Raw genomic sequence first — 26,559 nt, 5'->3', positions numbered from 1 at the left:
ATCGATAAATATCATAGAATTGTAAACACTTCTTAATGAAGGTATTGACGATAATGCTGATCTGCGTTGACCAAGTGACCGATAATCACGTAATCTTTTAAATAATTCAACAACTCAACAGAATCGTATTCATGTTTTATCAGACCATCATACAATTTTTTGGTCGACTGATAAAGCGTTTCATGCAAGGCCGCATGCGCTTCCACTTGAGGATACGCTTTTTCTCTTAAATACTGTATTTCCATTTCAAAATGATGCTTGGTTTCATCCAGCAACTGTCCTGCAAGTCGAATCGTCTCATCAATGTTAGATGAATCGAATGAACTCATGACCAGTTCATTGCAGTATACGGTTAAATCACGATGCGCCTTATCAATTTCCGGGACACCGCAATCCCAAATCTGAAGCCATACGATGCGTTTCAAGATACGCGGATTATGCTGATGATTTGAAACGGCGTACTGATTTCTGCCATTGACTTTTGCCTGATACAGCGCTTCATCGGTTCGCCTAAACCAAGATTCCCAGAATTCAAAATGTGCGCGTTCTGCGATGCCGATACTGGCTGTAACGCGTTCACCGCCATCCATGGCCATACCTTCAATGGCTCTTTGAATTTTCTCGGCAACGACACTTGCACCTGCCAGATCCGTATATGGCAATAATATAATAAATTCATCCCCGCCCCATCTGGCAAAGATATCGTTCGCTCTTAGTTTTTGCTTGACAAGATCGACAACGCCCAACAGCACTTCATCCCCTCGCGCATGTCCATAGGTATCATTGATTTCCTTAAAATGATCCAAATCAAAATAAAGCAGCGATATTGGATTTTCACTACGATCCGAGCGCATAATCTCATCTTTGGCACATAGATTAAAATAATTTTTGTTAAAAATACCTGTAAACGTATCCGTATTGGACAACATGCGCATCTGTATATTGTCATCCATAACGGTAGTATATTTTGTCAACCATGCATAAATGCTGTGAACGATTAAGCCGGTGGCTATTAAAAAAACAAATGATAAAAACAGCCATATGGCGTGTGTATCAACCCAGCCATCCTTTGGCAGCATATAAGTATCCCAAAGCATCGCATTGGTATCGGCACCAAAACGCATTGGTTGTTGCTCTAAGATGGCAGGATCACCATAAATAACTTCTGACGGATTTCCCGTATGCGTCAGTAGTATTTTTACATGGTGCGCCGTCTCAAAATCACTTAAAAATTGAAATGCATGGTCTGCGTTGAGAACAACACTGCCCATTCCCCAATAAACATCATTTTTTTTAATCGGAATGCGCACGATAAATCCCTTGCCGCCTTGGACGAGATCAATCGGCCCATAAATGCCTGTTTCAAGGTTGTTCTTTACTTTTAATATCCCTTTTACCTGCTCCGGAATGGCAGCTAAGTCTACACCGATAATCGCTTCGTTGCCCTTTAATGGAAAGACCCACCTTACCGTAGTGTCTTCAATCACGCCAACGTTTCGAACTTCATCAAGGCGATCATCATAGAGAATGCGCAGAATTTCTTGAATCTCATCATCCGTATAGGTATCATTCATCTGAATATAGGCGCCCAATCCCTTAATTAGATTCACATTATCCATCATCATGTATTCGACGCTCTGCTGGATCGTCAGATATTTTTCTGCAACGACAATGTGCTCATTGATACTTTGATTTTCGAAATAGCCCATTAAGGTCATTTCCGAAATCATAAAAAACAGAATCCCTACGATTAGCGCAATTCCTATTCTAACAGATTTCCGTTCAATTTTCCGCCCCATATCGTCCCCATTTCACCATGCTTTACACACTCCAGTGACCTTTCCCTATCTTTATTCGTTAAACCATTTTAAAAATGTGCTGCAACACAGCTTAATCGACCAATATCATGATATCAAACTTCTATCGATCAGGTTATTGAATGCAAGGTATGTCTACAAGAACATACAATATTTCAAGATACCTCCTTAATGATAAGGTACCATCAAATTATTCATACCAAAAAATGAAGATTTTAAAAGCAAATTTTACAAACGTTAACATATTCAACATTAGACATGCTTTCTAATTTAAAAATGCCGCAGCATTCAATAATCACATTGACTGCTGCAGCATTTTAATTGAGTCTTTAGTTGTGCTATTTCTCAACCGCTATCGTCGATCCTATCTTCGCCTATTCGACAAGAGCAGCATTCTAACGAGTTGCCCAACAGCCATTGCCGCTGCTGCTACATAGGTCATCGCCGCTGCCTTCAATACTTTTTTGGCGTGTTCATTTTCTTCATCAACCAAAATGCCGTAAGCCTCCATATTTTCCAACGCTCTAGCACTTGCATTGAATTCAACAGGCAATGTTACCAGCTGAAAGAGAACTGAAAAAGTAAAAAAAAGAATACCAATTTGAATAAGTCCCGGTAGTGAAAAAATAATACCAATAAAAAACAGTGGCCATAATGCTTGAGAACCGAGTTGTGCCGCTGGCAAGATAGCCGTCCGAATAGCCAATGGTGCATACCCCTGCTCATGTTGAATCGCATGGCCGACCTCATGACACGCTACACTGACAGAAGCAACAGAAGCGTTGCTGTATACCGGATCTGACAGGCGCACGGTCTTCGTTCTCGGATCGTAATGATCTGTCAAGTTACCAGCGATTCTCTCAATGCGCACATCGTACAGTCCATTTTTATTGAGCATCATTTGTGCGGCTTCAGCACCGGTAATATTACGGGCACTACGTACTCTGTGATATTTATTAAATGTGGATTTAACGCCCATACTCGCCATGGAAGCAAAGATCATGAGCAATATAAGTATCAAAAAACTGCCTGATGAATCAAATCCCATATACATGTTAAGCCTCCTTTAAGATTTCACCGCATGTCAGTGTATGACCAAGCAAAAAACTTTTAACAGACATACGCTTCCCATTGCCGTATTGTATTTCGTATATTTTCAGTGCACCCTCGCCGCAGGCCACTTTAATATAAGTGGGGGCGACTTCGATGATTTCACCGGAGCGCTGAGGATTGCCCTCTGACGCAACAGCCTCTGCTTTAAAGATTTTCATCCGCGTCTCCGCATGCTGTGTATAGCAAATCGGCCACGGGTTAAAACCTCTAATGCGATTCATAATATCCCCTGCTGCTTCTGACCATTTAATATCACCCATCTTACGGCTGATCATCGGCGCATAAGAACTTTGTTGTTCTTCTTGCTTTTCAGGATTAAGCATTCCCGCTTCCGCCGCTTCCAGTGTCTTGAGCAGCAGTGCGGCGCCACGTACCATCAAGTGATCATGCAGCTCTCCAGCTGTCATTTGCTGATCAATCGGCACGATATCTCTCAGCAGCATATCGCCGGTATCAATACCGGGATCCATTTGCATCGTCGTAACACCGCTTTCCCTTTCACCATTGACAATAGCCCAATTAATCGGAGCGGCGCCTCGATACTTTGGCAGCAGTGACGCATGTACATTGATTGCACCGTATTTCGCAATCTCAAGAATAGCTTTTGATAAGATCTGTCCAAATGCCAATACGACGATAACATCCGGCGCCATGGCTTCAATTTTTCGAACCCAGTCATCCGTTTTTATTTTTTCCGGCTGATAAACGGGAATACCATGTTTTTCAGCAGTCACCTTAACTGCCGGCGGCGTCATTTTTTTGCCTCGCCCACTGGGGCGATCGGGCTGTGTAAAAACAGCGATGACCTCATGGTGTTCGATGCAGGCTTCAAGTGTCGGTATTGCAATTTCCGGCGTTCCCATAAATACAATTTTCATTATGACAGTGCCTCTTTCTCAACATTTACAACTTTATCAATATAGAGAATACCATTTAGGTGATCAATTTCATGACTCAGCACACGTGCCAGCAGTTCTTCACCTTCAATTTCATAGTGATCTCCCTGCAGATCTTGAAACCGTACTTTGATTTCGTAGGGCCTGTTGACGAAACCACGCTGTCCAGGTAGGCTCAAACAGCCTTCTTCTTCACATTGATTGCCGGACGATTCAATCACCTCTGGGTTGATTAGCGCCATCGGTCCTTCTTCATCATAGAGATCAAAGACAATCACGCGCTTTAAAATGCCGATCTGAGGCGCCGCAAGTCCAACGCCTTCGGCTTCGTGCATCGTTTCAACCATGTCATCAATCAGCTGCTTTAGTTTATTGTCAAAAACTTTAACGGGTTTTGAAGTTTTTCGCAAGATCGGATCAGAATCCGTTCTAATCGTTCTAATTGCCATCTTTTCCCCTCCTTTTTCCTAATCTTTATTATAATATATTTTTGGCGTTTAAATCTATATTAATTTTACAATCCGAGATGCTCACAAATCTGGTCTGCAACTTATCAACCCAGCCTTTTACAGCCTCATAGCCTTCACTTTGAACTTTCATCAGCACTTGAAACCGATAATTACCATCTATCTTCTTTAATAATGCCGGATGTGCCGGAAAGATTTCTACCATAGAATGTAAATCTTTCTTAAATAAATTCGCTTTTAGGTATTGAAAGGTTTTTTCTGCATAATCTTCTGCAGTCGCCTCTGAGCGACTTAAAAAGAGTAAATTGACCATCCTGCAAAATGGCGGATAATTCAGCCGCTGCCTGAGTGCTATCTCATGTTCATAAAATGCATGATAGGTCTCACAGTTGATTGCATAGTGTTCAGGCTGGTAGGTTTGAAGGATCACTTCCCCCGGTAATGCACCGCGTCCAGCTCTGCCAGAAACTTGCTGTACCATCTGATAAGTCATTTCACCCGCTTGGAAATGCGGCATATTCATCAGTAAATCGACTGAAATGATGCCTACGAGGGTTACATTTTCAAAATCTAATCCCTTTGCAATCATTTGCGTTCCAACGAGAATATCTATCTCTTCCGTTTCAACACGTTCTAAAATAGCTTCAAAAGAACCTTTTCTGCTCGTGGTCGTCCGATCCATTCTACCAATTGTCGCATGAGGGAAAAACTTTTTAAGCGTTTCTTCAAGCTTTTCAGTCCCGACGCCAAAGTGCTTAAAATAGGAGCTGCCGCATGATGGACAATTTCGCGGTACAAAACTTTCATACTGGCAATAGTGACAAGACATCTTGTTTTCGTGTTTATGATAAGTTAAGGTGATATCGCAGTTGGGGCATGTCAGTGTATAGCCGCAAGAACGGCATGTTACAAAAGTTGAGTGTCCCGTGCGATTTAAAAAAATAATACTCTGTTCGCCTCTTTCCAACCGTTCTTCGATGGCTTCATAAAGTCGACGGCTCAAAATCGTACGATTGCCTGCAGTGAGTTCCTGACGCATATCAATAATCTCTGGCTTCGGCGGTTCGTGAACATTATAGCGCTTCTCCAGCGCAAACATTTGCCGTCTGCCGTTTAAAACCTCATGAACGCTGTCAATTGATGGGGTCGCCGATCCTTCAATCAAGAGTGCTTTCTCTTGAAGCGCCCTGTATTTTGCGATTTCATACGTATCAAATTTAGGTCTGCGTTCAGATCGGTATGAATGCTCATGTGATTCATCAATGATAATAATACCGATGTTATCAATTGGTGCAAAGATAGCAGAACGTGCGCCGATAACGATGTCAACAGACCCTTCACGCATCGCTTTCCATTGATCAAACCGTTCACCTGCGGAGAGTTTTGAATGCATGAGCGCAATTCGCGACGCGCCAAAACGCTTGGCGAGCCTCGAAACCATCTGTGGCGTCAATGCAATTTCAGGAACGAGATAGATGGCGCGTCTTCCCACTTTCAGCATAGAATCAATAAGCGCCATATACACTTCTGTCTTACCGCTTCCTGTCACACCTCTCAGAAGTACCGGCATAGTTGGCGCCTCTAGAAAGTGTTTTCTGACAGCGCCAACGACCGTTGTCTGATCGGGAGACAATTGGACAGATTTCTTAGCTGAAACGGATTCCATAAAACTTGGCATCCTTCGATCTTCAACTTCTGTAACCTTGATTAAGCCGTCATGCTTTAGCCAGTCGATCACAGACTTTGATATTCTTGCACCTTCTCTCAATACAGATAATTTGCCATCAGGGTGTTTTATTAGATAATCCAGCGCACGATGCTTCGCATGATAATGCGCCGGAATAGACGCCCTCGTCTGATCCGTTATGTCTTCCGCATGGTATCGTGAAACATAACGGTCTTTCACCTTTTGCACGTAAACCGTTTTTTCGGATAGCACATTCAGTGCAACAAGCTGCTTGAGATTACGCTTCACCAGTGCTTGTGAGAACGGTATGTCGATCATGTTTTCTTCACAGACACCTGCGTCTTGGATCCAAGACGCAAGCTGTTTTATGCTAGGCGTTGCTTTTGTATGCGCCAGTGGTTCATCCGTTATAAACGTATACTGTTGGACTGCTTCGACCAAGGTTCCCGTTGGCAACAGCAGCTGCAACACTTCTGCATGTGTAGAGAGGTATGTCTCCTTCATAAAAGCGGTTACATTCAATAACGTTTCCGGCAAACTCAGCGTTGGTTCGAAGCAAAACAGTATCGCCTTCAGCTTCGCCGCCTCAACACTGGTTTCATGCGCCAGATGCCATACGACACCTTCCAGCGATTCGCCGCCAAAGGGCACCATAACCCTGCTGCCAACGGTAATAACCGCTTCCAGATTTAATGGTACCGTATATGTAAATAGTTGATCGAGGTTTGCATGATTCCTCAATACAATAATTTCTGCGTACATGGTCGTCCTCTTTATTTATTGGAAAATATAAACAGACTGTCAAACCAGTCTATCATCAGAAACGAGATGAGTAAAATAAAAGCCAAGTGATAAATGAAAGAGTAGGCGCGCCTACTCTTTTATCGTTTGTTGCTTCTTTAAATATTCAATCACTTTATCAAGTATAATCCCTGCAACGACATCTTTCCGAAGACATTCATAAGAACTTTTCGTTCCGTTTGCCTCAAAGATCGTCACAATATTCGTATCTTTATCAAACCCTGCACCTTCTGCTGTCACATCATTGGCAACAATAAAGTCAAGTTTTTTCTCCTGAAGCTTCTGCATCGCATAACCTTCAACGTTTTGTGTCTCAGCAGCAAATCCAACGACGATCTGATCTTTCACCAACGGTACAATCGACTTGAGAATATCAGGGTTTTTCACCAACTTCATATCAATCGATTCAGATCCCTTCTTAATTTTCTGATTCTGGTATTGCATCGGTTTATAGTCAGATGGCGCCGCTGCTTTGATAATAACATCTACCGCCATATTAGCCTGAACGGCTTCCAACATATCCGACGTCGTAACAATGTCAATGCGTTTAACGCCATTTGGCGTTTCTAGATGCGTCGGTCCTGAAATCAGTATGACTTCAGCACCTAAAAGCTGTGCTTGTTTGGCAATGGCATAGCCCATTTTCCCGCTCGAATGATTGGTAATATAGCGCACTGGATCAACGGGTTCCCGTGTTGGCCCTGCTGTGACCATAATACGAACCCCTTCAAGGGGTCTATTTTCTGTAAAATGCGCTTTGATGACATCGACAATATCTTCCGGTGCTGCAAGTTTTCCCGCTCCAACATCTCCGCAAGCCAATCGCCCGGCAGCCGGGTCAATAAAATGATAGCCGCGTTTTGCCAATTTTGCGATATTTTCCTGAACGATGACATTTTCATACATCTTTGTATTCATGGCAGGCGCTATAAAGACAGGCGCTTCAGTAGCCATGACCGTCGTCGTCAACATATCATCGGCAATGCCATTCGCGATCTTGCCAATGATGTTTGCCGTGGCAGGCGCGATGAGAAACAAATCCGCACGCTTTGCCAGTGCGATGTGTTCAACATCCCAAGTTTTGGGATCTTCAAACATATCCGTCACAACATAATTCTGCGAAAGTGATTGAAATGTCAACGGTTTAATAAATTCAGTACTGCCCTTCGTCATAATGACATAAACTGAGGCGTTTAATTTTTTTAAACGGCTGACAATATCAGCCGCTTTGTATGCAGCAATGCCTCCTGAAACACCAATGACAATATTTTTTCCAGTTAACATTGGCGACCTCACTAAATTTGATCTTTTGGCGGATTTGGCACGACGACATCAACTTGATCATGCATGATCTCAGTAATCGCGCGGCTGATCGGCTTTTCCAAATCGTCCATCATCTGTTCTTCATCTTCTGCAATCAGGTTCCTAGCCCTTCTCGAAGCGACAATACAAAGTGCATAACGGTTACCCGTCTTCTCAATCAATTCGTCAATAGATGGCTTAAGCATTTTCGGTTTCCTCCTTAAATTTACTGACAATTTCTTCAATGTCTGCATCAACACGGCACTTTTCGGCTGAAATAATCGCCTGAAGGACATCGGTTGCATGCTCGACAGTATCATTCACGATAAAATAATCATAATTCTTAATGTACTCAATTTCACTGTACGCACTTGAAAGTCTTTTTGTGAGAGATTCCTGCGTTTCAGACCCTCTGCCGACAATTCTGCTCTTTAGCTCTTTCATTGAAGGCGGCAAGACAAAGACAAAGATACCCTCAGGGTATTTTTTCTTAACTTGCAAAGCGCCCTGTATATCGATTTCAAGCAATACGTTTTCGCCTGATGCAATTTTATCAATAACAAATTGCTTCGGCGTTCCGTAATAGTTATCGTATACGGTTGCATATTCTAGAAAACCATCATTATCAATCATTGACAGGAATGCTGCCTTGTCATAAAAATGATAGGCAATGCCATGCTCCTCGCCATTGCGCGGTTCACGCGTTGTCGCTGAAACTGACACGACAATAGACGGATCTCTTTTTACCAGTGCTTTGCAAATCGTTCCCTTCCCCGCTCCAGACGGACCTGAAACAACAATCAGTAAACCTCTAAAATTCATATACCTAGCCCCTATTCAAGATTTTGAATTTGTTCGCGTATTTGTTCAATATCGCTCTTTAAAGCAATCACCAGATTCGAAATGTCAATGTCCGGCGATTTCGACCCAATGGTATTTACTTCTCTATTCAGTTCTTGAATTAAAAAGTCCAGTTTTCGGCCAATCGGTTCCGAAGCAGTCAAAATGACTTTTATCTGCTCTAGGTGAGAGTGTATTCTTACAATTTCTTCATTAATATTTGTTTTATCCGCATAAACCGCCAATTCATTGGCAACGCGGTTATCATCGATTTCTGCATTATAGCTTTCAAGCAGTTCGCTTAACCGGTCTCTCGTCCGCTGCTTGTAATGCTCTAAAATCTCCGGCGACATCACTTCGAGCTGCGTCAGCAGCTGTTCAATATGCGCCACTTTTTCCAAAATATCGCGTTTAAGCTTTTCGCCTTCCGTTTCACGCATTGCTTTGATCCGCGACAGCGCTTCCGTCAGTGCAGGTTCAATGGCTTCCCAGTATTCATCTTCACCGCGTTCCAGATAAGAAACATCGATGCCGTCTTGAATTCTTGTCACCATACTCAAACTAATACTTTCATCCAGCTGATACCGATTAATGAGATCCCGGTAAACGTTGACATATTTATCGAGAATTTCATAATTGGCAACGACTTCATAATTGTCGTAAGCTTTCTCCTCAATATTGATATAAACATCAATCCTACCTCTGGCGAGATATTGCTTAACCGTATTTTTAATACGCTCTTCGAAAACATTCAATTTTTTCGGCATCTTGACGATGATATCACAATACCGATTATTCACCGATTTGATTTCAAGCGTCACAGCGAAAGCGTCGTTTGAAAACTCTCCACGACCAAATCCCGTCATACTATAGATCATACAATCCTCCAATATTTTCGCATCTATCAATTATAGCATACACGCACCTTGCGTTTCAACATTTGTTAATAGCTCTTAACAGCCGCTTGACAGGCGATTACCAATAAACCAGCCGATCCAGACGATGTTAAATCTATTATATAATAATTTTATTTAATATGATACCATCGTGCCACTTAATTTTTTATGCGGTCTGCATCGGCATCCAGCCCTCATCGCTTTATCTTTAAGACAATAAATGCTATACTTTAGATTGCAAATAACTGAATGCAGACAACACGCTGCACATACCTTATTTGTCGACGAAAGCAGTTTATTATCCCCACAATCGCATTGGAGGTTCTCATGTCATTTGACGGCATGTTTATACATTATCTATGTCAAGAAATTGCGCCGAAACTCGTTGACGGTCGCATTGATAAAATACATCAACCGGAAAAAGATGAGCTTACATTATCTATTAAAGGAAGAGGCGGAACACATACGCTCTTTATTTCCGTTGACAGCAGTATACCCTATTTTACACTTACAACCCAGAAAAAAGAAAATCCACAACAGCCGCCGATGTTCTGCATGCTGTTGCGTAAACATCTTCTCGGCAGCCGGATATTGGCATTTAAACAAATCGGTTACGAACGCATCATTGAAATCGACATTGAAGGCCGCAACGATTTTGGCGAAATCGAAACAAAAAAACTCTTTCTTGAAATTATGGGTAAGCACTCAAATCTCATTTTAACGCGAGAGGACGATACCATTATTGACAGTATCAAACGCATCTCACTTGATATGAGCCGGATTCGAACAATTCTACCGGGAGGGCGTTACTGGATCATTCCGAATCATAAAATCTCACCGGAATCAACTAGCGATGTGTTTATCGAGTCGCTCCGCAGTCAGTTGCCAAATCAAAAATTGGTAAAGGGGCTTTACAGCGCCGTTGAAGGCTTTAGTCCCTTCTTTGCCAATATCCTCATCAGCCAGACCGCTTGCACTGCCGACATACCGCTGCATACTGTCCCCGATGAACAGTTAAAAACAATTTGGCAGATACTTCAACCATTGCTTCAACTGTCAGCGCCGAGCGGCTATCTTGTCTCTGATCCCTCTAAAGGACCTGCAAGTGTTTATTTTGTCGACACGCATTTAGATTATCAGGTCCTGACCGTTTACGAGACCCTTGGTGAAGCGCTGGAACAATTCTACGGCAAGACAAACCGTACACTAAAAATGCATCAGCGACTGACAGATATCCGCAAAACCATTCAAATCAAATATGATCGAAGTGCTTCAAAACTTATCAAATTGCATGAAGAACGCAACGAAGCCGACCATGCAGAAAAATACAAAATCATGGGTGAACTGCTCTATGCTAACCTTTATCAACTCTCGAAAGGCATGAATAAAGCAACTTTACAAAACTATTATGATGATGCCGACACTGATCTTGAGATCCCCTTAGATGTCAGGCTTGATCCCAATGAAAATGCACAGCATTATTTCAAAAGATATACAAAATTAAAAACGGCTCAGAAGTTATTGGACACTCAAATCTCAGAGACAGAAGAAATGATGCACTATCTCGAGAACGTCTTGACCCATATGGAAACAGTCGAATCACAGGCTGACATCGCCGAATTGCTCGCGGAACTAGCTGAACAGGGATTCATTCGGAAAAAGTATTCGAAACGTCCTTCTAAATCTCAAAAGCCAGAGATTAAAACATACCGCTCAAGCGATGGCTTTGAAATTCTCGTCGGCAAAAACAACTATCAAAATGATTATTTAACTTTAAAAGTCGCCTCCAATAAAGATCTTTGGTTTCATACTAAAATTATACCGGGCTCTCATGTTATCATCCGCACAAAAGGTGTCGAAGTGCCCGAACAAACGCTGATTGAAGCCGCTACCATTGCCGCTTATTACAGCAAAGCCAAACAGTCTTCAAACGTACCAGTTGACTATACCCTCGTCAAACACGTTACAAAACCAAACGGCGCAAAGCCAGGGATGGTCATTTACACACATAACCGAACACTCTATGTTACGCCGGATGTCAAAATGATCGAATCTTTGAAGAGCATTTAGAAGACCATTTAACGGAGGTTATATGAAAACAAAAGTCATAATCGGACTGATCTGTCTTACAGCCATCGGCTCAATTGTTTTTCAGGCTCTCTTTGCCGGTTCCGAGCCGTCGCAGTCAATAGACGTACACTTTCTCAATTATTGGGCTAATGTACCCCTTCGTGAAGTCACCGACGTTAAGGTGGACAATACAACACTGCCTGTAAAGGCTGTGGCCTATGATGATTTAAACACGCTTCTCGGAGCCGCCGATCAAACTGATACTGCACTTATTATTATTGATGCATTGACTTTTCTCGAATATCACGACATTTTCACCGATTATGCAATCTATGCGCTGCGCCCAAAAGCATCTTATTTAATGGTCGATCCTAAGCATACGTCGATTGAACATGTAAACGACATCAAAGGTGCTGTTTTGGGCATAAACGGTAAGGCATCAGATGAATACGTCTTCCGTACCGTTATTGATATGGAGGGCATCATCGGCTTATCACTAGATGAAATAGCCTGCACAAATCTCTATGATCAGATAAATTTGCTGACAGACAGCATGATTAATTATGCGGTGTTGGAAGCGCCGTATGATCAGTATGTCCTTTCAAGAGGCGCACGCAAGCTCTACACATTTGATCATATGTTTGATGCCGTCTTGGTGCCAAAATCATTAGATGATCACCAGTTAGAGCAGGTCACCAGCTACCTAAATGAAGCGGTAGCTGTTTCTCAAGACGACAAAACCGAAAAATGGCTGGATGCCTATTTCCCAACGTTAAGAGATTATCTTTCTACCGATTATATGCCGTTTGAATCATTTGAAAGACCGGATCCCGAAGTTATCAATCAAATGATTACTTATTTTTATGCTACCAACCGTATTGATACCAAATACGCGTTAAATGAGATTGTCATCGAGGGGTTTAAATAAACTTCTTACAGGATTGTTAATACAATGTTCACAACTCTTCGCTATAATAAAGTTAAACGATGCACTGGCTGTTAGTGAATACATCCAGCGCGAATCCAGTATCATTAAAACGTAGGTGAATGAAAATGGCACGACAACATAAATGGAATCCATTACAGTATTTTGGTTTGGTGATGAGCGTCATCGGATTACTCTTCGTTGCATTCCCCGGAACCGTTGGGACGATTTCAATTCGAATGATAACATTTCTCTTTTTTGTTATGGCCGTCATTGGTCTTTCAATTTCATTGGCCATTCGAAGCAAAGCATCTATCATTTTAAGCATCGCGGTACTTCTAATGAGCCTCTATACATTTGCCAACCCGGATTATCTGCTGTTGATTATCGGTCTTGGCTTTGTCATTAACGGAATCAACGGCTTATTTCTCTTTTTTATAAAGAGTAAGCAGGTCGGCGATAGTACTGTCATTACGTCTTTGCTCTTTATTCTGCTAGGGGTTTTCGCTTTTCTGAATGCTCAGGCGGCACTTTCTACAATCGTTTTGATCTTCGGTATACTCATGACGGTCTTTGGTGTTGTCCTCTTTATCTCAGGTAAGTCTTTTAAAGCCTTTCGATCTTTTGAATCAAGCGGTTTTACTGCTTATCATACGAAGCCGTCAAACGGCAGGCGCATTGTCATTGACATTCAATCTGACGATGCCGAAGAAGTTGATTTCCGGGAAGTTAAATAAGTTACATCACATTATTATAATGGGCTGCCTCAAACGATTGCAAAATCCTTTTGGGCAGCCCATTTTATATTTGTATAATGATCACTTAAAAAGCCTGCGATTATTTTTGGTAAATGCACACTTCATCCATGCCATCGATCTCGACAATTTTTACTTTGACGTTTTCCTTACTTGATGTCGGAACATTCTTGCCGACAAAATCAGGCCTTATTGGCAGTTCACGATGACCTCGGTCGACCAGTACAGCAAGTTGAATCTGACTCGGTCTTCCCTGCTGCATTAATGCATCCATTGCCGCCCTCACTGTTCGTCCCGTATAGATCACGTCATCAACGAGAATAATCGTCTTGCCGTCAATAGGTATATTAAGTGCTGATTCTTTGACTTCCGGCCGATCCGACTTAAGCGTTAAGTCATCTCGGTACATTGTAATATCCAATTGATCTACGGGAACACGCTGATTCTCAATTAATGCTATTTTATCACAAATACGATTGGCCAATGGGATGCCTCTGGATTTGATTCCAACCAGTACAACTTTCTCAATGCCTCGATTCCGCTCAATTATTTCATGTGCCAGCCGCATAAGCGATCGATCGATTGCCTTATTATCCATTATTTTTGCTTTAAATTCCATCACATTACAACCCCCTGCATTTTGATAGGATATTTTCAAAATACGCCGGAAGCGGCGCTTCAAAAGTCATCAGTTTCCCAGTTGAAGGGTGTATAAACCCCAACATTCTAGCATGCAGCAACTGACCGTCATGTTTTACTTTTTCCTGCTTAATACCATAGAGCGGATCACCAACCAGCGGATGTCCAAGTGATGCCATATGGACGCGTATTTGATGTGTCCTACCCGTTTCCAACCGCAATGTCAAATATGAATGGTGTTTCATCTGTTCAATCACCGTGTAATGCGTCACTGCATCACGTCCGCTTGAGATAATCGCCATCTTCAATCGATCATTGGGGTGTCTGCCAATTGGTGCATCAACAGTGCCGCAATCATCCTTAATCACACCGTTCACAATGGCAGCATATTCCCGAAGAGATGTTTTTGCTTTGAGCTGGGCAGCCAGTGATTCATGAGCATGATCATTCTTCGCCACCATCAAAAGACCAGAAGTATCTTTATCAATGCGATGCACGATGCCGGGTCTAATTTTACCATTAATAGAGGATAATTGTTTTGCATGGTACATCAATGCATTGACAAGTGTTCCCGTGTAATGCCCGGGCGCTGGATGAACCACCATTCCCTGAGGCTTGTTGACGACGATGACATCATTATCTTCATAAATGATTTCAATGGGGATATCTTCCGGAACAATATTCAACACTTCAGGTTCCGGCAATTCAATGATGATTTCGTCACCAGTGATGACTTTTTCCTTTTTTGATTGAAGAATCGCCCCATTGACACAAACAGCACCTGTTTGTATGAGCTTTTGAATGTAATTTCGCGACAAATGATTCAATTGCTGACTTAAGTAAGCATCCAATCTCGATGCATCTTCATCAGCAACAATTTCAATGATTTCTTTCGACAAGGCTTCATACTCCAATCTATGCGCTATATGTTTTTCGTAATGTGTTTTTATTTTATCAGAAAAAGGCATGAAAAAAAAGCGGCAATCCATTTTGGATTCGCCGCTTTACCTCTATGTTCATTTCTGTCTTCTTCAGGCAGCAATCAAGCAGCAGCCAGACGCCGCCAACAATTTATCAACCTACCTTTGATCAACAAGTTGTCAATTTATTGATCCACAAGTTGTCAATTTATTGATCCACAAGTTGTCAATTTATTGATCAACAAGCTTAAAAAATCAATTTTAAAATTGTCACTAGACCGAGAATAATGGCAATTGGCAACAGGAAAACCAATCCAATTGGCAATAGTACAAAGGCAATCGCCAAACCAATTACCGAAAATATAATCTTCATAATGCCAAATCCTAATGAAAACAAAAATTTTATTAAAAATAAGCCAATAATAATTACTAAGAATAATTCCAGCATTTTAACACCCCTTTCACTTCTTTTACAAAATTATCATTATCATCTTAATCGATGATTCGATATAATAAGGATAGCCAGTCAACGGCTGTTCATACATTGCCATGAATGGTCGTTCTGTTATAAACAGTATATGACGATAACCTTTAGAGTTGATTAAGCAAAGATTAGAATCTTATTAATATGGGAAGGCATTTATGACAAAAGAAAATAGACTCATTAAATTAGCACTCACTACTGGCCGCGTCCTGCTCACAAATGGCGCAGAGACTTACCGTGTTGAAGACACCGTTAAACGCATGCTCGAATCACGAGGCATGGAAGAAGTTAATGTCTTTGTCATTCCGACAGGCATTATTATGTCTACTTTAGACGAAGGCCGAAATTACAGCTTTTTAGAACGTGTTAATCCCGCCGGGATTGATCTAGAAGTCATTGATCGTACGAATGACTTTTCACGTCGTTTTACCAGTTCGAAAATGTCTCTTTCTGATGCTGAACAGCAACTTGAAGCATTGCTAGCAACACCGAGTTACGGGCGGGTTATCCGTTTCATCTTTTGCGGTATGGCTGGTGGTTTTTTTATTTTCTTGTTCGGTGGGACAATTGTCGAGTTTTTGATTGCTTACTTAGCATCGTCTTTGACCGTTCTTTTTTTTGACTATTTGACTAAATATAAAATCAACTTTTTCGTCAAGCATCTGCTGGCTGGTGCGGCGGCATCAGCACTTGGCGTCCTTTCTATTTTGGGAGCACACGCAATCGGCGTTCAGGCGGATCTCAATATGATTATTATCGGACCGCTGATGACGCTCGTTCCCGGCGTACCATTGACAAACGGCATCCGCGATCTTATTTCTGGCGAGCTCTTGTCTGGAAGTGCAAAAATAATGGAAGCTCTATTTGTTGCCATTGCCATTGCATTCGGCGTTGGCATCGTCCTGCAACTTGGTCTCGGCATCGCCGCTTAGGAGGTAAGCATGTATTATATTCAACAGTGTTTTTATTCATTATGCTGCGTTATCGGCTTCTCAGTTATTTTTAATCTACCTAGGAAACTGCTGATGCCCGCCGGGATATCCGGTATGGTCGGCTGGCTCGTTTATGTTCTCATCCAGCCATTGACCACCAGCTTTATCATGCCCTCATTAATTGGGTCAATCGTAGTCGGCATTATTGGCGAAAGCTTTGCCTACGTCAAGAAACATCCTGCGACAATGTTTACCATCCCCGGCATCATTCCGTTTGTTCCCGGGTACGGCATTTATTATACAATGCTTCATATTGTTGAAGGCGATGTCGATCAAGCGCTGATGACAGGTGCACAGTCGCTGTTTATTGCCGTTGCCATCGCCTGCGGCATTATTTTGGCAACAACCTTTATGCGAAAACTAAAGCCATACTTGCTGCATTTATTGTAAGTTTTAAAAAACCCCTTTGCTTTGTCGGTTAAAACAACTCTGATACGGGTATATAAAAAGTAGTTAAACTCGAAGATTGGAGGGGGTTCTATGTCAATCATTTATCTGTTATGTATCCTCATGATCGTCAAGGCTGTTGAGATAAGATTACATCTATATCTTCCATCAAAAGACGCCTACCTCGTCAATTATCGTAAAGATTTTATTATCTACGATGCCAATGGCTTTTTAAAATTCTTAAGCTATGTTTATGCAATTGCAGGTGTTCTCTTTATGTCTTGGAGCATGATTGCGAGTATCATTTCCAGTTATGCCACCATTATCATTCACTTTGGCCTCGTTTTAATGCTAGTTCAAATCATTCTTACGAGTATTGGCAAAAAATACTTTAAAAAGCGATTCTCTTAGGGTAAAATCATGTTGTAGTGACGATGCTGTGCATCATGCTGAACAACCACTGAAAGGAAATGACAACAATGAAGCGACAATTTATCCTAGCAATTGGAATTGTTTTAATTTTAGCTGCCTGCGGCAACGATCCCGTGACCGAAGCCCCTAGCAATGATACCAATATTTCGCAGCCAGCCAATACAGAAACGACATCGGATAACCATTCATCCGACAGCGAAACAACTGTCGATGAACCAGAAACGCCAAGTGGTGAAACTGCTCTTATTACAGAATCATATGAGATCGTTGATCAAACTTTTATTTTAGAATCACTTAACACCGCTCTGACATTGCCGGAAGTTCAAGGTCTTACCAACAGCAGTCTTCAGGAAAACGTCAATGCAATTATTGCAGAGGCCGCCAATGAGATCACAGATACACTTGACGGCACCAATCCCGTCACCATTACGTATGAACTCGGCATGCAGTCGCCAACGCTTCTCAGCATCCTTTTCAAGGCTGAAATGCAAATTGAGGAAGGGACTATTGAGTTCTGGAATCCTGTCAGCATCAGTATCATTTCAGCAGCCAGAGTATCGACTGAAACGCTATATGACAATAATACGCCAACAGCAGTATCAGACTTCAATCAGCTCTTTTCACAAATGGCTCTAGAAGCTGGATTTGAATTTGAAAAACCGGAACCTTGGATGTCGTTCTATTTTACAGATAATGCACTTGTCTATTTTTTTAAGGAAAATGATTTTTCAGAGCACTATATTGAAATTCACATGCCGTTAGAAGCTTCTGCTTCAGCAATAAACCCATTATTGCTGCCATAACTTAATTGAAAAACATTAGTCCAGTTCATTTAGAATCTGGGCTTTTTTTGTATTCGTTTAACAGATCACACGATTAATATTTTTTTCCAATTTCAGCGACTTTTCAATAGAAAGCTGTTAAAATGCCATTTCATGTTCCAGCATTTTGTGGTAGCATAAAGAGTAATAATACTATATGGAGTGTACAAATGACTTTTAAGATTAAAAAATTACTGATTGGTGCAATTGCCCTTACATTAACCGCACAACCAATTGCATTCTCTGTTGACGATATTCCCGTTCAAAATATCCATGCCTATGCTCTCTATGATAGAGATGCTGATCTCTTCATTGATACAATGAACGCATCAACGCCTATGGGGATCGCCAGCATCTCAAAACTCATGACAGCAAAGTTGGTTATGGACGACTTAAAAAATGGCACAATTGCACTAACCGATCAAGTACCTATTTCATCAAATGCACAAAGTCAGGATGGCGATGGTATGCGCCTGCGCGCCGGTGAATCCGTTACATTGGATGATCTTTTTCATGGCATGTTGATTTGTTCATCCAACGATGCTGCCGTGGCACTTTCAGAGTATGCCGGCGGCTCAGAAAGTACCTTTGTCAATCGTATGAACAGCGAAGCGAAATCGCTTGGCCTCGCATCTGCGCATTTTGTCAATCCGTGCGGTCTTACCGAATATGATGAAAACCACGACACAAAACCCGATCAAAACAATATGTCCTTAATGGATATCAACCGTCTTGCTGATCAACTGCTGACAAATTACCCCGAACTGACAAAAATCACTTCCATTGAACATTGGCAATATGAAGCAAAGGGATTGGATAAAAAAAATACCAATCAACTGCTGTGGCTCTACGACGAAGTTGATGGCTTAAAAACCGGTTATACCGTCTATGCAGGCTATTGTCAGATTGTATCTGCGACGCTTTGTGAACTGCAAGTTGACAACGGTCCTTTTCAAAGCATTTATGGTGCAGCGCCATTATCCACTGTTGATGACTCACGCCATATTTTCGCATCCGTTTTAGGAGCCATCAACAAAACGAATCGCAACAATACGCTGAAAGCAATCATCAATCATGCAAAATCAGATATGCGCGTCTACCCTATAACCGATTCTCAGATACCGCTCTACACGGATACCAGCCGAAACTTCAGCATCGTCCCTACTGAAAACATTAGCTTGTTTTTACCTAAAGACGCTGAAATTTCCTTCCAGCTCATGATTGATCCAATCTGGCAAACCACGAGCCTTATCGCAGAAAACACCAATGTCGGCAAAGTCATTTTTTATAATGATCAGGCTGTCTATACTGAAGTGCCGCTGACGATCAGAATGCTGGCACCAGATACAGCCGTTTTAGGAGATGATTGATATCAAATCATTCTATCAGCCATTTAAATTATTAGGTCAAAAAAACAAAGTGGACAGCTCTATGCTGTCCTTTCTATATGCTTAAAGCAATCCACTTTGTATATTGAAATTAAAGTTTTGGTGTACTGATTGGCAGATCCCTATGTGCCCTCTCATCTGCCGACTAAATCAAATCGAACTTAATCCCTATTAAGCTTTTTTTGGAGGCATCGCGGTTGCTTCGCCTTCAATGACAACTTCATCATTTTGATTATAGCAAGTTGTTTTTAAGATAACTCTGTTTTTCTCTTGATCAGCAGATATCACTTCAGCAACTGCTGTAATCGTATCGCCAAAACGAACTGGTTTTTTAAATTTTAATGTTTGACCAAGATAAATTGTGCCAGGGCCTGGTAAGTAACATCCAAGTACCGTCGAAATAAAGCTAGCTGTCAACATACCATGTGCAATTCTGCCTTTGAACATTGTCTTTTCTGATTCTACTTGGTTAATATGCGCCGGATTTAAGTCACCGCTGATACCTGCATAAAGGTAGACATCGGTCTCAGTAATTGTCTTTGTAAAAGATGCCTTATCGCCTACTTTTAATTCATCAATGCTTTTCCCAATCATGTTGGCCTCCTAGTGTAAATTGAAGTTTACAGCACCTCATATCTGTAAACAATTGTTTACGGGTGCTTTTTAATTAGCGATGATTGAAGACCAAACCGGTGCTGTTTTTTTACCATCCACTGGATGTTACAAGGCGTTTTTATCACAATTCGGCATGCATGGCGACGCTGAGCACCTTAAAATATCAGGTACTTTTGCAAGTCCACGCTGCCTGTAACCAACGCTCTCCAAAAGGTAGGTTTCTCTGTCTAAGGCATTGCAATTACTGCAATATTACTTAGCTACAGCACCAGGTCATTTCGCCCTCACAATCCTTATTCGATGGCGTCGTTCCCTGGCAGTGACATACTGCTTTATCACACGGCATGCTCTATAGCGTGTAAAGGCTCGTGTGTTTGCATCTTTACGAACGATATATGTCACAGTGTCCACTATGGTTTACAGCTAGACAATCCATCTGTACAAACTCTGGACGATTGAAGATGGTATTATACTATTCAGTCATTGAATTTTTATCTCTGTGATTTATGTCTTTAGCGATCGCTCCCTCTAAAACAATCTCTAAAGCCCTTTAAAATCAATGACTTCAGCATTTCCCATGATGGTTGTTACGAAATCCCTTACCGTAACTTCAGATGTGTCTTCGATCATCTTGAACCATATGAATACCCAAAATCGGTTATTCACCATTATATATTGCAAGTCTTATGCCAAAATGTAATTTTGAAATAAAATAATGCAACTACAAATCATTTTTTATTTGCTTAACCCCTTTGATAACGGGGTAAAAATGCAACAATAGCAACAGAGAGAAAAAGGAGGTCATACCATGTCCATGGAATTCCAAACAAGTAAAGCCCAAATCTTACGACAGCATTTTATCAATTCTGATCTGCCATCTATTGAACTATTTGTTGCCGGAATGGGCTGGCTCGTACTATTGAGAGAAAACATTGAAATCGTTTCTGACAATTGGTTCGCATCATCAAAATACATTGCTTCAGAAATTCTGGTACCCGATGACGCACCTACCGTACTCAAATGTAAAAATGTTTATCAAGTTAATCTCAGCTACACAGATAATCCCAACAACGTCAAGTATAACCTTCTCTTTGAAGAACTTTCTATCTTTGTCGATCAAATCATTGCCTTTCACTAAAATGTTAAAAGCCTCGCATCACATTTATTTGTGCTTAGAGGCTTTTTTAATGCAGTGAATTGGCAGATTGATTATATTGGACAAACAGCAGGTGCATCATTGAGTCGTTTGATTGCCTCTTTATAAATTCGCATACAAGCAATCATTTGTTCCACGGCAATGTGCTCGTCCGTTTGATGCGCTAAAGCATTCATTCCCGGCAGTCTAGCGCCAAAAGCGACGCAATTTTTCATAGATCGCGCATAGGTTGCACCTCCTGTTGACAATGGTGTTCCATCAAGTCCCGTCACAGCTTCATAGGCCCCAACGAGGTTTTGAATAAGTGCTGATGATACCGATACAAAATTGGGTGCTAGATAGTCAAGTTCCGTAATCTCCAAATGATATTTCTCGGCATTTCGCATCATGGCATCCATGATAAATTTTTTTGAGAATGTCACTGGAAAGCGAATATCAACGCCAATAGACTGCCCGTATTTGCTCATGTCAATTTTCCCAATATTTAGTGTGAGACGACCCGAAACATCATCTCTGCAATTGCCAAATATATAAGCGCCATTTGTCGTCAAACCAATGCGCTCATTGAGAAAGTGTATCAACTCGCTCTCTTCTGAAATGGCTAATGCCAGTCTTGATATTGCGTTGATACCGCTTTCAGGTTTCGCAGCATGCGCCGATCTTCCAATAACAATAAGTTCGTCACCTTCGTTTTCGAAATCAAACCCCTGCCTCTTTAACGCCTGAGAAATTCGAACCACATCATCACCAGCATAGATCGCCGATTCCGGCACTGCATTTAATGAAGTACCGCCACTGATATGAAAAGGAACGCCTTTTTTGCTTTCGATTTTCAGCTGCAGCAATCCCTTCTCAGCATATACTACTGGGAAAGCCGAATCCGGTGTAAAACCGCAGCATGGCACTTCCTGTTCATGCATGTAGCGACAAATCCCTCGCCAATGATTCTCTTCATCCGTTCCAAAGATAAAGCGAAAACGCTTATGAAGCGTCAGTCCCTCCTCCAAAAGCCATTTCATGGCATAAAGAACGGCTACAATTGGTCCTTTATCATCTTGAGCACCCCTGCCGTAAATTTTATCGTCTGTAAAGGTTCCGCTGTATGGCGGATAACGCCAAAGCGCTTCATCCCCTTCCGGTACGACATCGATGTGACCGAGTATGCCAATGAGTTCTTCACCCTCGCCAATTTCCGCATAACCATAATAGCCATTTGGATCATAATAAGTTCGATAGCCTAAGCGTTTGGAAATTGAGAGTATTTGTTTCAGTGCCAAATCAATGCCGTCTCCAAATGGTCTCTCACCATTTTCTTCATCAATGACACTCTTGATCTGAAGCATTGAAATTAAATCATCAATCATAGCCTGCTTATTCTTTTGTGATATCATAGCGCGCCTCCTATCGCAAATGTGATTTTCGCTTCATGAGCCTACATTTTAATCCTCAGTAATGCCCGAAAATTGTTATGCCTTTATTCTATTTATGTGCAATAATAGCTGTTTCAATCATGAATTTCACCGACACTTATTGAAATGACAAAAAAAGAACGGTCAATCACCTCATTGTAAAGATGATTGACCGCTCCATTTTGGGGAAATATAAACTGTTTAAAAGTTAACAGCGTGGTTGCCTTTAAGAGAAAGAATTTGTCTTGCTTCTTCTGGTGTCGCCACTTCATGTCCGAGCACTTCTAATGCCTTACGAATGCGCTCAACTTGTTCACTGCTGTGCTTAGCTAAAACACCTTTTTCAAGGTATAAGTTGTCTTCAAGTCCCACACGAACATGACCACCCATTGCCAGTGCAGCAGTTGTCAGCGCGAACTGATCTTTGCCAGCAGCTGCTACCGACCATTTAAATGTATCACCTAAGAGCATATCAGCGGTTTCAACCAAGAAATTCAAATTTCTGACTGTTGCCGGTAGACCGCCTAAGATGCCCATAACAAACTGAATGTACACAGGCGCTTTGATAACACCTTCGCGCATCATATACGCAATGTTATTAATCATGCCGACATCGTAGACTTCAAATTCCGGCATGGTCCCGTTTGCATACATGGTTTCCACATACTGTGATAAGCCCTTGAATGTATTTGAAAAAATTAAATCTTGCGTACCGGATAAGAATTTTTCTTCCCATTCGTATTTAGGTTTCAATCTCTTCAGTGCAGGTGTCAACACGAAATTAAGTGATCCTGCATTACACGATGCAAGTTCTGGCTTCATATCCGGAACTGCTGCAATGCGTTCTTCAATCGACATGCCGATCTGACCGCCTGTAGTGATACAAACAATCACATCGCTTTGTTTTTTGATCGCAGTTACAATTTCTCGCATAATACTGAGATCAGAAGTCGGTTCGCCGTTTTCTGGATTTCTTGCATGAATGTGAACCACGGCTGCGCCGGCTTTCGCCGCACCGACGGCATCGTTCACGATTTCATCAGGCGTAATCGGCAAATATGGCGACATGCCAGGCGTATGAACGGCACCTGTTATGGCTGCGGTGATTATTTTTTTCATTTGTCACCACCATCATTTAAAAAGCTGATTGATTCTTTTAATGTCTTAAGTCCAGAAGCCATAACGGTAATATCTGAACCATATGCGATATAAGTTGCACCTAAATCAACATATTTCTTGACAGCGGCTTGGTTGCCGCAGTAAATACCAACAGCTTTACCTTTTGCCAATACTTTTTTGAAGACTTCTTCAATGACAGCAACAACTTCAGGGTCATTCATTTGACCTGGCTTGCCCATTGACTGACTAAGGTCAGCCGGTCCAACGAAGACGACGTCAATTTGTGGGACTTCAAGCAATTTATCAATTTGATGTGCCATATCGATATTTTCAACATGTACAACAACCAAAGAATTTTCATTGCTATGTTGATAATAGCTCTCTTTACCTTGCCATACACTGTAGTTTGCAGCTCTTTGCGTCAAAGATAAACCGCGATTGCCTTCCGGAAAATACTTTGTAGATTTACAAACATCAAAAGCCGTGTCAACAGATTTGATACTTGGAATTTGAACACCATCTGCTCCTGAGTCGAGCGCATGCAATACATCTTCAGCTGTTGCATCTCTCAATCGAATGATGCTGCTCATTTGTACGCACTCAGCTGCACGGATAAGACCTTCTACTTCACCAGGTGCGTAGTTTGAGTGTTCGCAGTCCACAATGATGAAATCAAACCCTGCATGGCCTACCATTTCAACAATCGCCTGACTGTTAAATTTATAAAATAAACCGACGAGAACTTCCTTGTTGGCAATTCTCTTCTTTAATGAATAAGCTTTGTTCATAATAATTGACCTCTCTTTGGTACAGGGCGCCTTTACAGGCGCCCCAGACCATTGCTATATGCCTAAGAGCGTTGGTATCCACATGACGAGCGGTTCAGCGAATGCAATAATAATTGTAATGACAAACGCTACCGCAACGAACGGCAATACCTGACCACTCAATTTATTAAGTGAGATTTTGGAGATATTTGATGTGACAAACAAAACCATCCCTACTGGTGGTGTTACAAGGGCAATTGTCAGCATGATACAGAAGACAATCCCAAAGTGAATTGGGTTCATACCAATTGCTGTTGCAATTGGGAGCAATACCGGTGTAAAAATAAGCATTGCTGCGGTCGCTTCCATAACACAGCCAACGAGAACCAACAAACCGAGCATGATAAAGATAATAAGCGTCTTGCTCGTCGTGAACCCTAATATAGCCGCCGAAATAGCTTGTGGTATTTTGTCAATCGCCATTGACCATCCGATAATGTTCCCGAAACCAATGATGAGGAATATACCGGAAGTTGCAATGGCAGCTCTCGTAAAGATGCCCGGCAACATGGACAGCTTAAATTTACGATAGAATAAACCCGCTAAGAATGCTGCGAAAACGGCAACAGCACCAGATTCTGTCGGTGTGAAGGCACCCGACATGATCCCGCCGACAATGATAATCGGCACGAGCAATGCTGGCAGCGCTTGAAATGTCGCTTTCAGCAAACGCTTAAATCTGAACGGCTCACCCTTTGGCAAATCAAACTTTCTAACTTTAAAGAATATAACCGTTGCAAAACCAAGTCCCAACAAAATACCAGGGACAATACCACCCATGAATAAGCCATTAACCGAAACGTTTGAGAGAACGCTAAAGTAGACAAAAGTAACACTCGGCGGAATAACCGGCCCTAGTATCCCGGACGATGCAATCAAGGCACCGCTAAATTCTTCCGGGTATTTATCCTTACTCATTTCCGGTATCATAACCGCACATAAAATGGATGCAACCGCATTTGCCGATCCCAAAATTGCCGATAGGATCATGGCAATAAAGACGACGGCGTATGCTAGACCACCTCTAAAGTGTCCAATAAGGCTCCTCGTAAATTCGAGCAGCTTACCTGTTACGCCACTGGCATTCATCACTTCACCTGCAACAATAAAGAACGGAATACAGGTTAAACCCATGATGTCCATGCCCGCGAACATTCTCGGGACAATGACGTTAAAGAACGAAGGATCCCCAATTTGCACGAGGTGTGTAACACCTGCCAAACCGAGCACGAAAGCAATGGGGACGCCTGCAAATAAAGCAATTACAAATACGATGACTGCAAATGTCATTTGTTGTACCCCCCATTTTTATAAGTTGCATAAATTACCCTGTAGTGATAAAGACCAAACAAAATCATCAAACCCAAACCTACCGGTATTGCCAAGTATGGATAAAGCATCGATATCTGAAGACCTATACTCTTCTGTTTGACGATAGAAGGTTTGTTGATTACCTTTAAGGCATAGGAAAAAATGTAACTGACAAAGATGAGAGAAACGGTGTTTGTCAACATCAACAACACATACTTAAACTTGCTGTGCAGTTTGTCGACAATCATATCAAAGAATACGAGATTCTGCTCCTTGTATGCTACCGCGCCGCCCAAGAACGATACCCATATGATGAGATAGCGTATGAGCTCCTCAGACCATGGAAAGGATAATCCAAATAGATATCTCCTAAATACCTCAACAAGTGCAACAACCAGCATAACGCCCAACATGACGGCGATTACTCGTTTTACGACAGCAGCAATACCATCTAAAATAGATTTAATGACTTCCAAAACACACCTCCGCG

The 26,559-nt window shown here is 41.8% G+C and carries 27 protein-coding genes; 9 read left to right on the top strand and 18 right to left on the bottom strand.

The features are described 5' to 3' along the window. Positions 1-32 precede the first annotated feature (32 nt). The 9 genes from KHM83_RS12180 to KHM83_RS12140 all read right to left on the bottom strand — a co-directional run bounded on the left by KHM83_RS12180 (position 33) and on the right by KHM83_RS12140 (position 9,801). The gene (locus tag KHM83_RS12180; protein WP_213237293.1) at positions 33-1,799 is read right to left on the bottom strand and encodes a diguanylate cyclase; all 1,767 of its coding nucleotides are present in this window, start codon (positions 1,797-1,799) and stop codon (positions 33-35) included. A gap of 382 nt (positions 1,800-2,181) precedes the next feature. Continuing rightward, entirely contained in the window at positions 2,182-2,871 is a 690-nt protein-coding gene (locus KHM83_RS12175; RefSeq protein ID WP_213237292.1) for a zinc metallopeptidase, read from the bottom strand. Between the two features lies 1 nt (position 2,872). Beyond that, the gene (gene fmt, locus KHM83_RS12170) at positions 2,873-3,808 is read right to left on the bottom strand and encodes a methionyl-tRNA formyltransferase (RefSeq protein WP_213237291.1); all 936 of its coding nucleotides are present in this window, start codon (positions 3,806-3,808) and stop codon (positions 2,873-2,875) included. Next, on the bottom strand, positions 3,808-4,275 hold the full coding sequence (gene def / locus KHM83_RS12165; RefSeq protein WP_213237290.1) for a peptide deformylase: 468 nt from the start codon (positions 4,273-4,275) through the stop codon (positions 3,808-3,810). The genes fmt and def overlap by 1 nt, the downstream gene beginning before the upstream one ends. Positions 4,276-4,303: 28 nt before the next feature. Next, positions 4,304-6,742, bottom strand: coding sequence for a replication restart helicase PriA (priA, locus tag KHM83_RS12160; RefSeq protein ID WP_213237289.1), 2,439 nt, complete (start codon positions 6,740-6,742; stop codon positions 4,304-4,306). Between the two features lie 111 nt (positions 6,743-6,853). Next, complete coding sequence (gene coaBC, locus KHM83_RS12155; RefSeq protein WP_213237288.1) at positions 6,854-8,065, bottom strand: bifunctional phosphopantothenoylcysteine decarboxylase/phosphopantothenate--cysteine ligase CoaBC; 1,212 nt, start codon at positions 8,063-8,065, stop codon at positions 6,854-6,856. Between the two features lie 11 nt (positions 8,066-8,076). Next, entirely contained in the window at positions 8,077-8,289 is a 213-nt protein-coding gene (gene rpoZ / locus KHM83_RS12150) for a DNA-directed RNA polymerase subunit omega (RefSeq protein WP_213237287.1), read from the bottom strand. After that, on the bottom strand, positions 8,282-8,905 hold the full coding sequence (gmk, locus tag KHM83_RS12145; protein ID WP_213237286.1) for a guanylate kinase: 624 nt from the start codon (positions 8,903-8,905) through the stop codon (positions 8,282-8,284). Before gmk ends, rpoZ begins: the two co-directional genes overlap by 8 nt. Positions 8,906-8,916: 11 nt before the next feature. Further along, positions 8,917-9,801, bottom strand: a complete 885-nt coding sequence (locus KHM83_RS12140) for a YicC/YloC family endoribonuclease (RefSeq protein WP_213237285.1) — start codon at positions 9,799-9,801, stop codon at positions 8,917-8,919. A 345-nt stretch (positions 9,802-10,146) separates the two neighbouring features. Here KHM83_RS12140 and KHM83_RS12135 point away from each other — a divergent pair, with 345 nt between their 5' ends. The 3 genes from KHM83_RS12135 (at position 10,147) to KHM83_RS12125 (ending at position 13,551) form a co-directional block, all read left to right on the top strand. Then, positions 10,147-11,889, top strand: coding sequence for an Rqc2 family fibronectin-binding protein (locus KHM83_RS12135; protein ID WP_213237284.1), 1,743 nt, complete (start codon positions 10,147-10,149; stop codon positions 11,887-11,889). Between the two features lie 22 nt (positions 11,890-11,911). Beyond that, positions 11,912-12,817: a hypothetical protein gene (locus tag KHM83_RS12130; RefSeq protein WP_213237283.1), complete on the top strand. Its 906-nt coding sequence runs from the start codon at positions 11,912-11,914 to the stop codon at positions 12,815-12,817. A gap of 125 nt (positions 12,818-12,942) precedes the next feature. Further along, positions 12,943-13,551 carry a DUF308 domain-containing protein gene (locus KHM83_RS12125; protein WP_213237282.1) on the top strand — a complete coding sequence of 203 codons (609 nt, stop codon included), beginning with the start codon at positions 12,943-12,945 and terminating at the stop codon, positions 13,549-13,551. 100 nt (positions 13,552-13,651) lie between these two features. Here KHM83_RS12125 and pyrR read toward each other — a convergent pair whose 3' ends face one another. The 3 genes from pyrR to KHM83_RS19875 form a co-directional block, all read right to left on the bottom strand. After that, on the bottom strand, positions 13,652-14,188 hold the full coding sequence (gene pyrR / locus KHM83_RS12120) for a bifunctional pyr operon transcriptional regulator/uracil phosphoribosyltransferase PyrR (protein WP_213237341.1): 537 nt from the start codon (positions 14,186-14,188) through the stop codon (positions 13,652-13,654). Between the two features lie 4 nt (positions 14,189-14,192). Further along, positions 14,193-15,107 carry an RluA family pseudouridine synthase gene (locus KHM83_RS12115; RefSeq protein ID WP_213237281.1) on the bottom strand — a complete coding sequence of 305 codons (915 nt, stop codon included), beginning with the start codon at positions 15,105-15,107 and terminating at the stop codon, positions 14,193-14,195. Positions 15,108-15,375: 268 nt separating this feature from the next. After that, on the bottom strand, positions 15,376-15,501 hold the full coding sequence (locus KHM83_RS19875; RefSeq protein ID WP_281415054.1) for a hypothetical protein: 126 nt from the start codon (positions 15,499-15,501) through the stop codon (positions 15,376-15,378). Between the two features lie 269 nt (positions 15,502-15,770). On the opposite strand from KHM83_RS19875, the gene KHM83_RS12110 reads away from it, so the two are divergent. The 5 genes from KHM83_RS12110 to KHM83_RS12090 all read left to right on the top strand — a co-directional run bounded on the left by KHM83_RS12110 (position 15,771) and on the right by KHM83_RS12090 (position 19,614). Then, positions 15,771-16,544: a threonine/serine exporter family protein gene (locus KHM83_RS12110; RefSeq protein WP_213237280.1), complete on the top strand. Its 774-nt coding sequence runs from the start codon at positions 15,771-15,773 to the stop codon at positions 16,542-16,544. Positions 16,545-16,553: 9 nt separating this feature from the next. Then, positions 16,554-16,994, top strand: a complete 441-nt coding sequence (locus tag KHM83_RS12105) for a threonine/serine exporter family protein (RefSeq protein ID WP_213237279.1) — start codon at positions 16,554-16,556, stop codon at positions 16,992-16,994. A 90-nt stretch (positions 16,995-17,084) separates the two neighbouring features. Then, positions 17,085-17,402 (top strand): hypothetical protein, encoded by a 318-nt coding sequence (locus tag KHM83_RS12100; protein ID WP_213237278.1) that lies wholly within the window; start codon positions 17,085-17,087, stop codon positions 17,400-17,402. 68 nt (positions 17,403-17,470) lie between these two features. Continuing rightward, positions 17,471-18,226 carry a hypothetical protein gene (locus KHM83_RS12095; RefSeq protein ID WP_213237277.1) on the top strand — a complete coding sequence of 252 codons (756 nt, stop codon included), beginning with the start codon at positions 17,471-17,473 and terminating at the stop codon, positions 18,224-18,226. A 188-nt stretch (positions 18,227-18,414) separates the two neighbouring features. Next, the gene (locus tag KHM83_RS12090; protein WP_213237276.1) at positions 18,415-19,614 is read left to right on the top strand and encodes a D-alanyl-D-alanine carboxypeptidase family protein; all 1,200 of its coding nucleotides are present in this window, start codon (positions 18,415-18,417) and stop codon (positions 19,612-19,614) included. A gap of 189 nt (positions 19,615-19,803) precedes the next feature. Here the strand turns inward: KHM83_RS12090 and KHM83_RS12085 are convergent, their stop codons facing one another. Further along, positions 19,804-20,226 carry a MaoC family dehydratase gene (locus tag KHM83_RS12085; protein WP_213237275.1) on the bottom strand — a complete coding sequence of 141 codons (423 nt, stop codon included), beginning with the start codon at positions 20,224-20,226 and terminating at the stop codon, positions 19,804-19,806. An 829-nt stretch (positions 20,227-21,055) separates the two neighbouring features. Between KHM83_RS12085 and KHM83_RS12080 the strand changes: the two genes are divergently transcribed. Beyond that, positions 21,056-21,385: a hypothetical protein gene (locus KHM83_RS12080; RefSeq protein ID WP_213237274.1), complete on the top strand. Its 330-nt coding sequence runs from the start codon at positions 21,056-21,058 to the stop codon at positions 21,383-21,385. A 71-nt stretch (positions 21,386-21,456) separates the two neighbouring features. Here KHM83_RS12080 and KHM83_RS12075 read toward each other — a convergent pair whose 3' ends face one another. From KHM83_RS12075 to KHM83_RS12055, 5 genes are all read right to left on the bottom strand, one after another. Then, positions 21,457-22,794: a Sapep family Mn(2+)-dependent dipeptidase gene (locus tag KHM83_RS12075; protein WP_213237273.1), complete on the bottom strand. Its 1,338-nt coding sequence runs from the start codon at positions 22,792-22,794 to the stop codon at positions 21,457-21,459. A 219-nt stretch (positions 22,795-23,013) separates the two neighbouring features. Continuing rightward, positions 23,014-23,931 (bottom strand): beta-keto acid cleavage family enzyme, encoded by a 918-nt coding sequence (locus tag KHM83_RS12070; protein ID WP_213237272.1) that lies wholly within the window; start codon positions 23,929-23,931, stop codon positions 23,014-23,016. After that, a complete protein-coding gene (locus KHM83_RS12065) occupies positions 23,928-24,719 on the bottom strand; it encodes an HpcH/HpaI aldolase family protein (protein WP_213237271.1) in 792 nt (263 codons plus the stop codon). Before KHM83_RS12065 ends, KHM83_RS12070 begins: the two co-directional genes overlap by 4 nt. Positions 24,720-24,773: 54 nt before the next feature. Further along, positions 24,774-26,048: a TRAP transporter large permease gene (locus KHM83_RS12060; protein ID WP_213237270.1), complete on the bottom strand. Its 1,275-nt coding sequence runs from the start codon at positions 26,046-26,048 to the stop codon at positions 24,774-24,776. Beyond that, on the bottom strand, positions 26,045-26,545 hold the full coding sequence (locus tag KHM83_RS12055; protein WP_213237269.1) for a TRAP transporter small permease: 501 nt from the start codon (positions 26,543-26,545) through the stop codon (positions 26,045-26,047). The genes KHM83_RS12060 and KHM83_RS12055 overlap by 4 nt, the downstream gene beginning before the upstream one ends. Positions 26,546-26,559: the final 14 nt, after the last annotated feature.

Source organism: Fusibacter paucivorans (assembly GCF_018390735.1).
GTDB lineage: Bacteria > Bacillota > Clostridia > Peptostreptococcales > Acidaminobacteraceae > Fusibacter > Fusibacter paucivorans.
This window is presented reverse-complemented; position numbering and strand designations above follow the sequence as displayed.

Bases quoted from the DNA above. Each gene is read 5' to 3' on its own strand.
- KHM83_RS12180 (WP_213237293.1), bottom strand. From the start codon at position 1,799: ATGGGGCGGAAAATTGAACGGAAATCTGTTAGAATAGGAATTGCGCTA.
- KHM83_RS12175 (WP_213237292.1), bottom strand. From the start codon at position 2,871: ATGTATATGGGATTTGATTCATCAGGCAGTTTTTTGATACTTATATTG.
- fmt (WP_213237291.1), bottom strand. From the start codon at position 3,808: ATGAAAATTGTATTTATGGGAACGCCGGAAATTGCAATACCGACACTT.
- def (WP_213237290.1), bottom strand. From the start codon at position 4,275: ATGGCAATTAGAACGATTAGAACGGATTCTGATCCGATCTTGCGAAAA.
- priA (WP_213237289.1), bottom strand. From the start codon at position 6,742: ATGTACGCAGAAATTATTGTATTGAGGAATCATGCAAACCTCGATCAA.
- coaBC (WP_213237288.1), bottom strand. From the start codon at position 8,065: ATGTTAACTGGAAAAAATATTGTCATTGGTGTTTCAGGAGGCATTGCT.
- rpoZ (WP_213237287.1), bottom strand. From the start codon at position 8,289: ATGCTTAAGCCATCTATTGACGAATTGATTGAGAAGACGGGTAACCGT.
- gmk (WP_213237286.1), bottom strand. From the start codon at position 8,905: ATGAATTTTAGAGGTTTACTGATTGTTGTTTCAGGTCCGTCTGGAGCG.
- KHM83_RS12140 (WP_213237285.1), bottom strand. From the start codon at position 9,801: ATGATCTATAGTATGACGGGATTTGGTCGTGGAGAGTTTTCAAACGAC.
- KHM83_RS12135 (WP_213237284.1), top strand. From the start codon at position 10,147: ATGTCATTTGACGGCATGTTTATACATTATCTATGTCAAGAAATTGCG.
- KHM83_RS12130 (WP_213237283.1), top strand. From the start codon at position 11,912: ATGAAAACAAAAGTCATAATCGGACTGATCTGTCTTACAGCCATCGGC.
- KHM83_RS12125 (WP_213237282.1), top strand. From the start codon at position 12,943: ATGGCACGACAACATAAATGGAATCCATTACAGTATTTTGGTTTGGTG.
- pyrR (WP_213237341.1), bottom strand. From the start codon at position 14,188: ATGGAATTTAAAGCAAAAATAATGGATAATAAGGCAATCGATCGATCG.
- KHM83_RS19875 (WP_281415054.1), bottom strand. From the start codon at position 15,501: ATGAAGATTATATTTTCGGTAATTGGTTTGGCGATTGCCTTTGTACTA.
- KHM83_RS12110 (WP_213237280.1), top strand. From the start codon at position 15,771: ATGACAAAAGAAAATAGACTCATTAAATTAGCACTCACTACTGGCCGC.
- KHM83_RS12105 (WP_213237279.1), top strand. From the start codon at position 16,554: ATGTATTATATTCAACAGTGTTTTTATTCATTATGCTGCGTTATCGGC.
- KHM83_RS12100 (WP_213237278.1), top strand. From the start codon at position 17,085: ATGTCAATCATTTATCTGTTATGTATCCTCATGATCGTCAAGGCTGTT.
- KHM83_RS12095 (WP_213237277.1), top strand. From the start codon at position 17,471: ATGAAGCGACAATTTATCCTAGCAATTGGAATTGTTTTAATTTTAGCT.
- KHM83_RS12090 (WP_213237276.1), top strand. From the start codon at position 18,415: ATGACTTTTAAGATTAAAAAATTACTGATTGGTGCAATTGCCCTTACA.
- KHM83_RS12085 (WP_213237275.1), bottom strand. From the start codon at position 20,226: ATGATTGGGAAAAGCATTGATGAATTAAAAGTAGGCGATAAGGCATCT.
- KHM83_RS12080 (WP_213237274.1), top strand. From the start codon at position 21,056: ATGTCCATGGAATTCCAAACAAGTAAAGCCCAAATCTTACGACAGCAT.
- KHM83_RS12075 (WP_213237273.1), bottom strand. From the start codon at position 22,794: ATGATATCACAAAAGAATAAGCAGGCTATGATTGATGATTTAATTTCA.
- KHM83_RS12070 (WP_213237272.1), bottom strand. From the start codon at position 23,931: ATGAAAAAAATAATCACCGCAGCCATAACAGGTGCCGTTCATACGCCT.
- KHM83_RS12065 (WP_213237271.1), bottom strand. From the start codon at position 24,719: ATGAACAAAGCTTATTCATTAAAGAAGAGAATTGCCAACAAGGAAGTT.
- KHM83_RS12060 (WP_213237270.1), bottom strand. From the start codon at position 26,048: ATGACATTTGCAGTCATCGTATTTGTAATTGCTTTATTTGCAGGCGTC.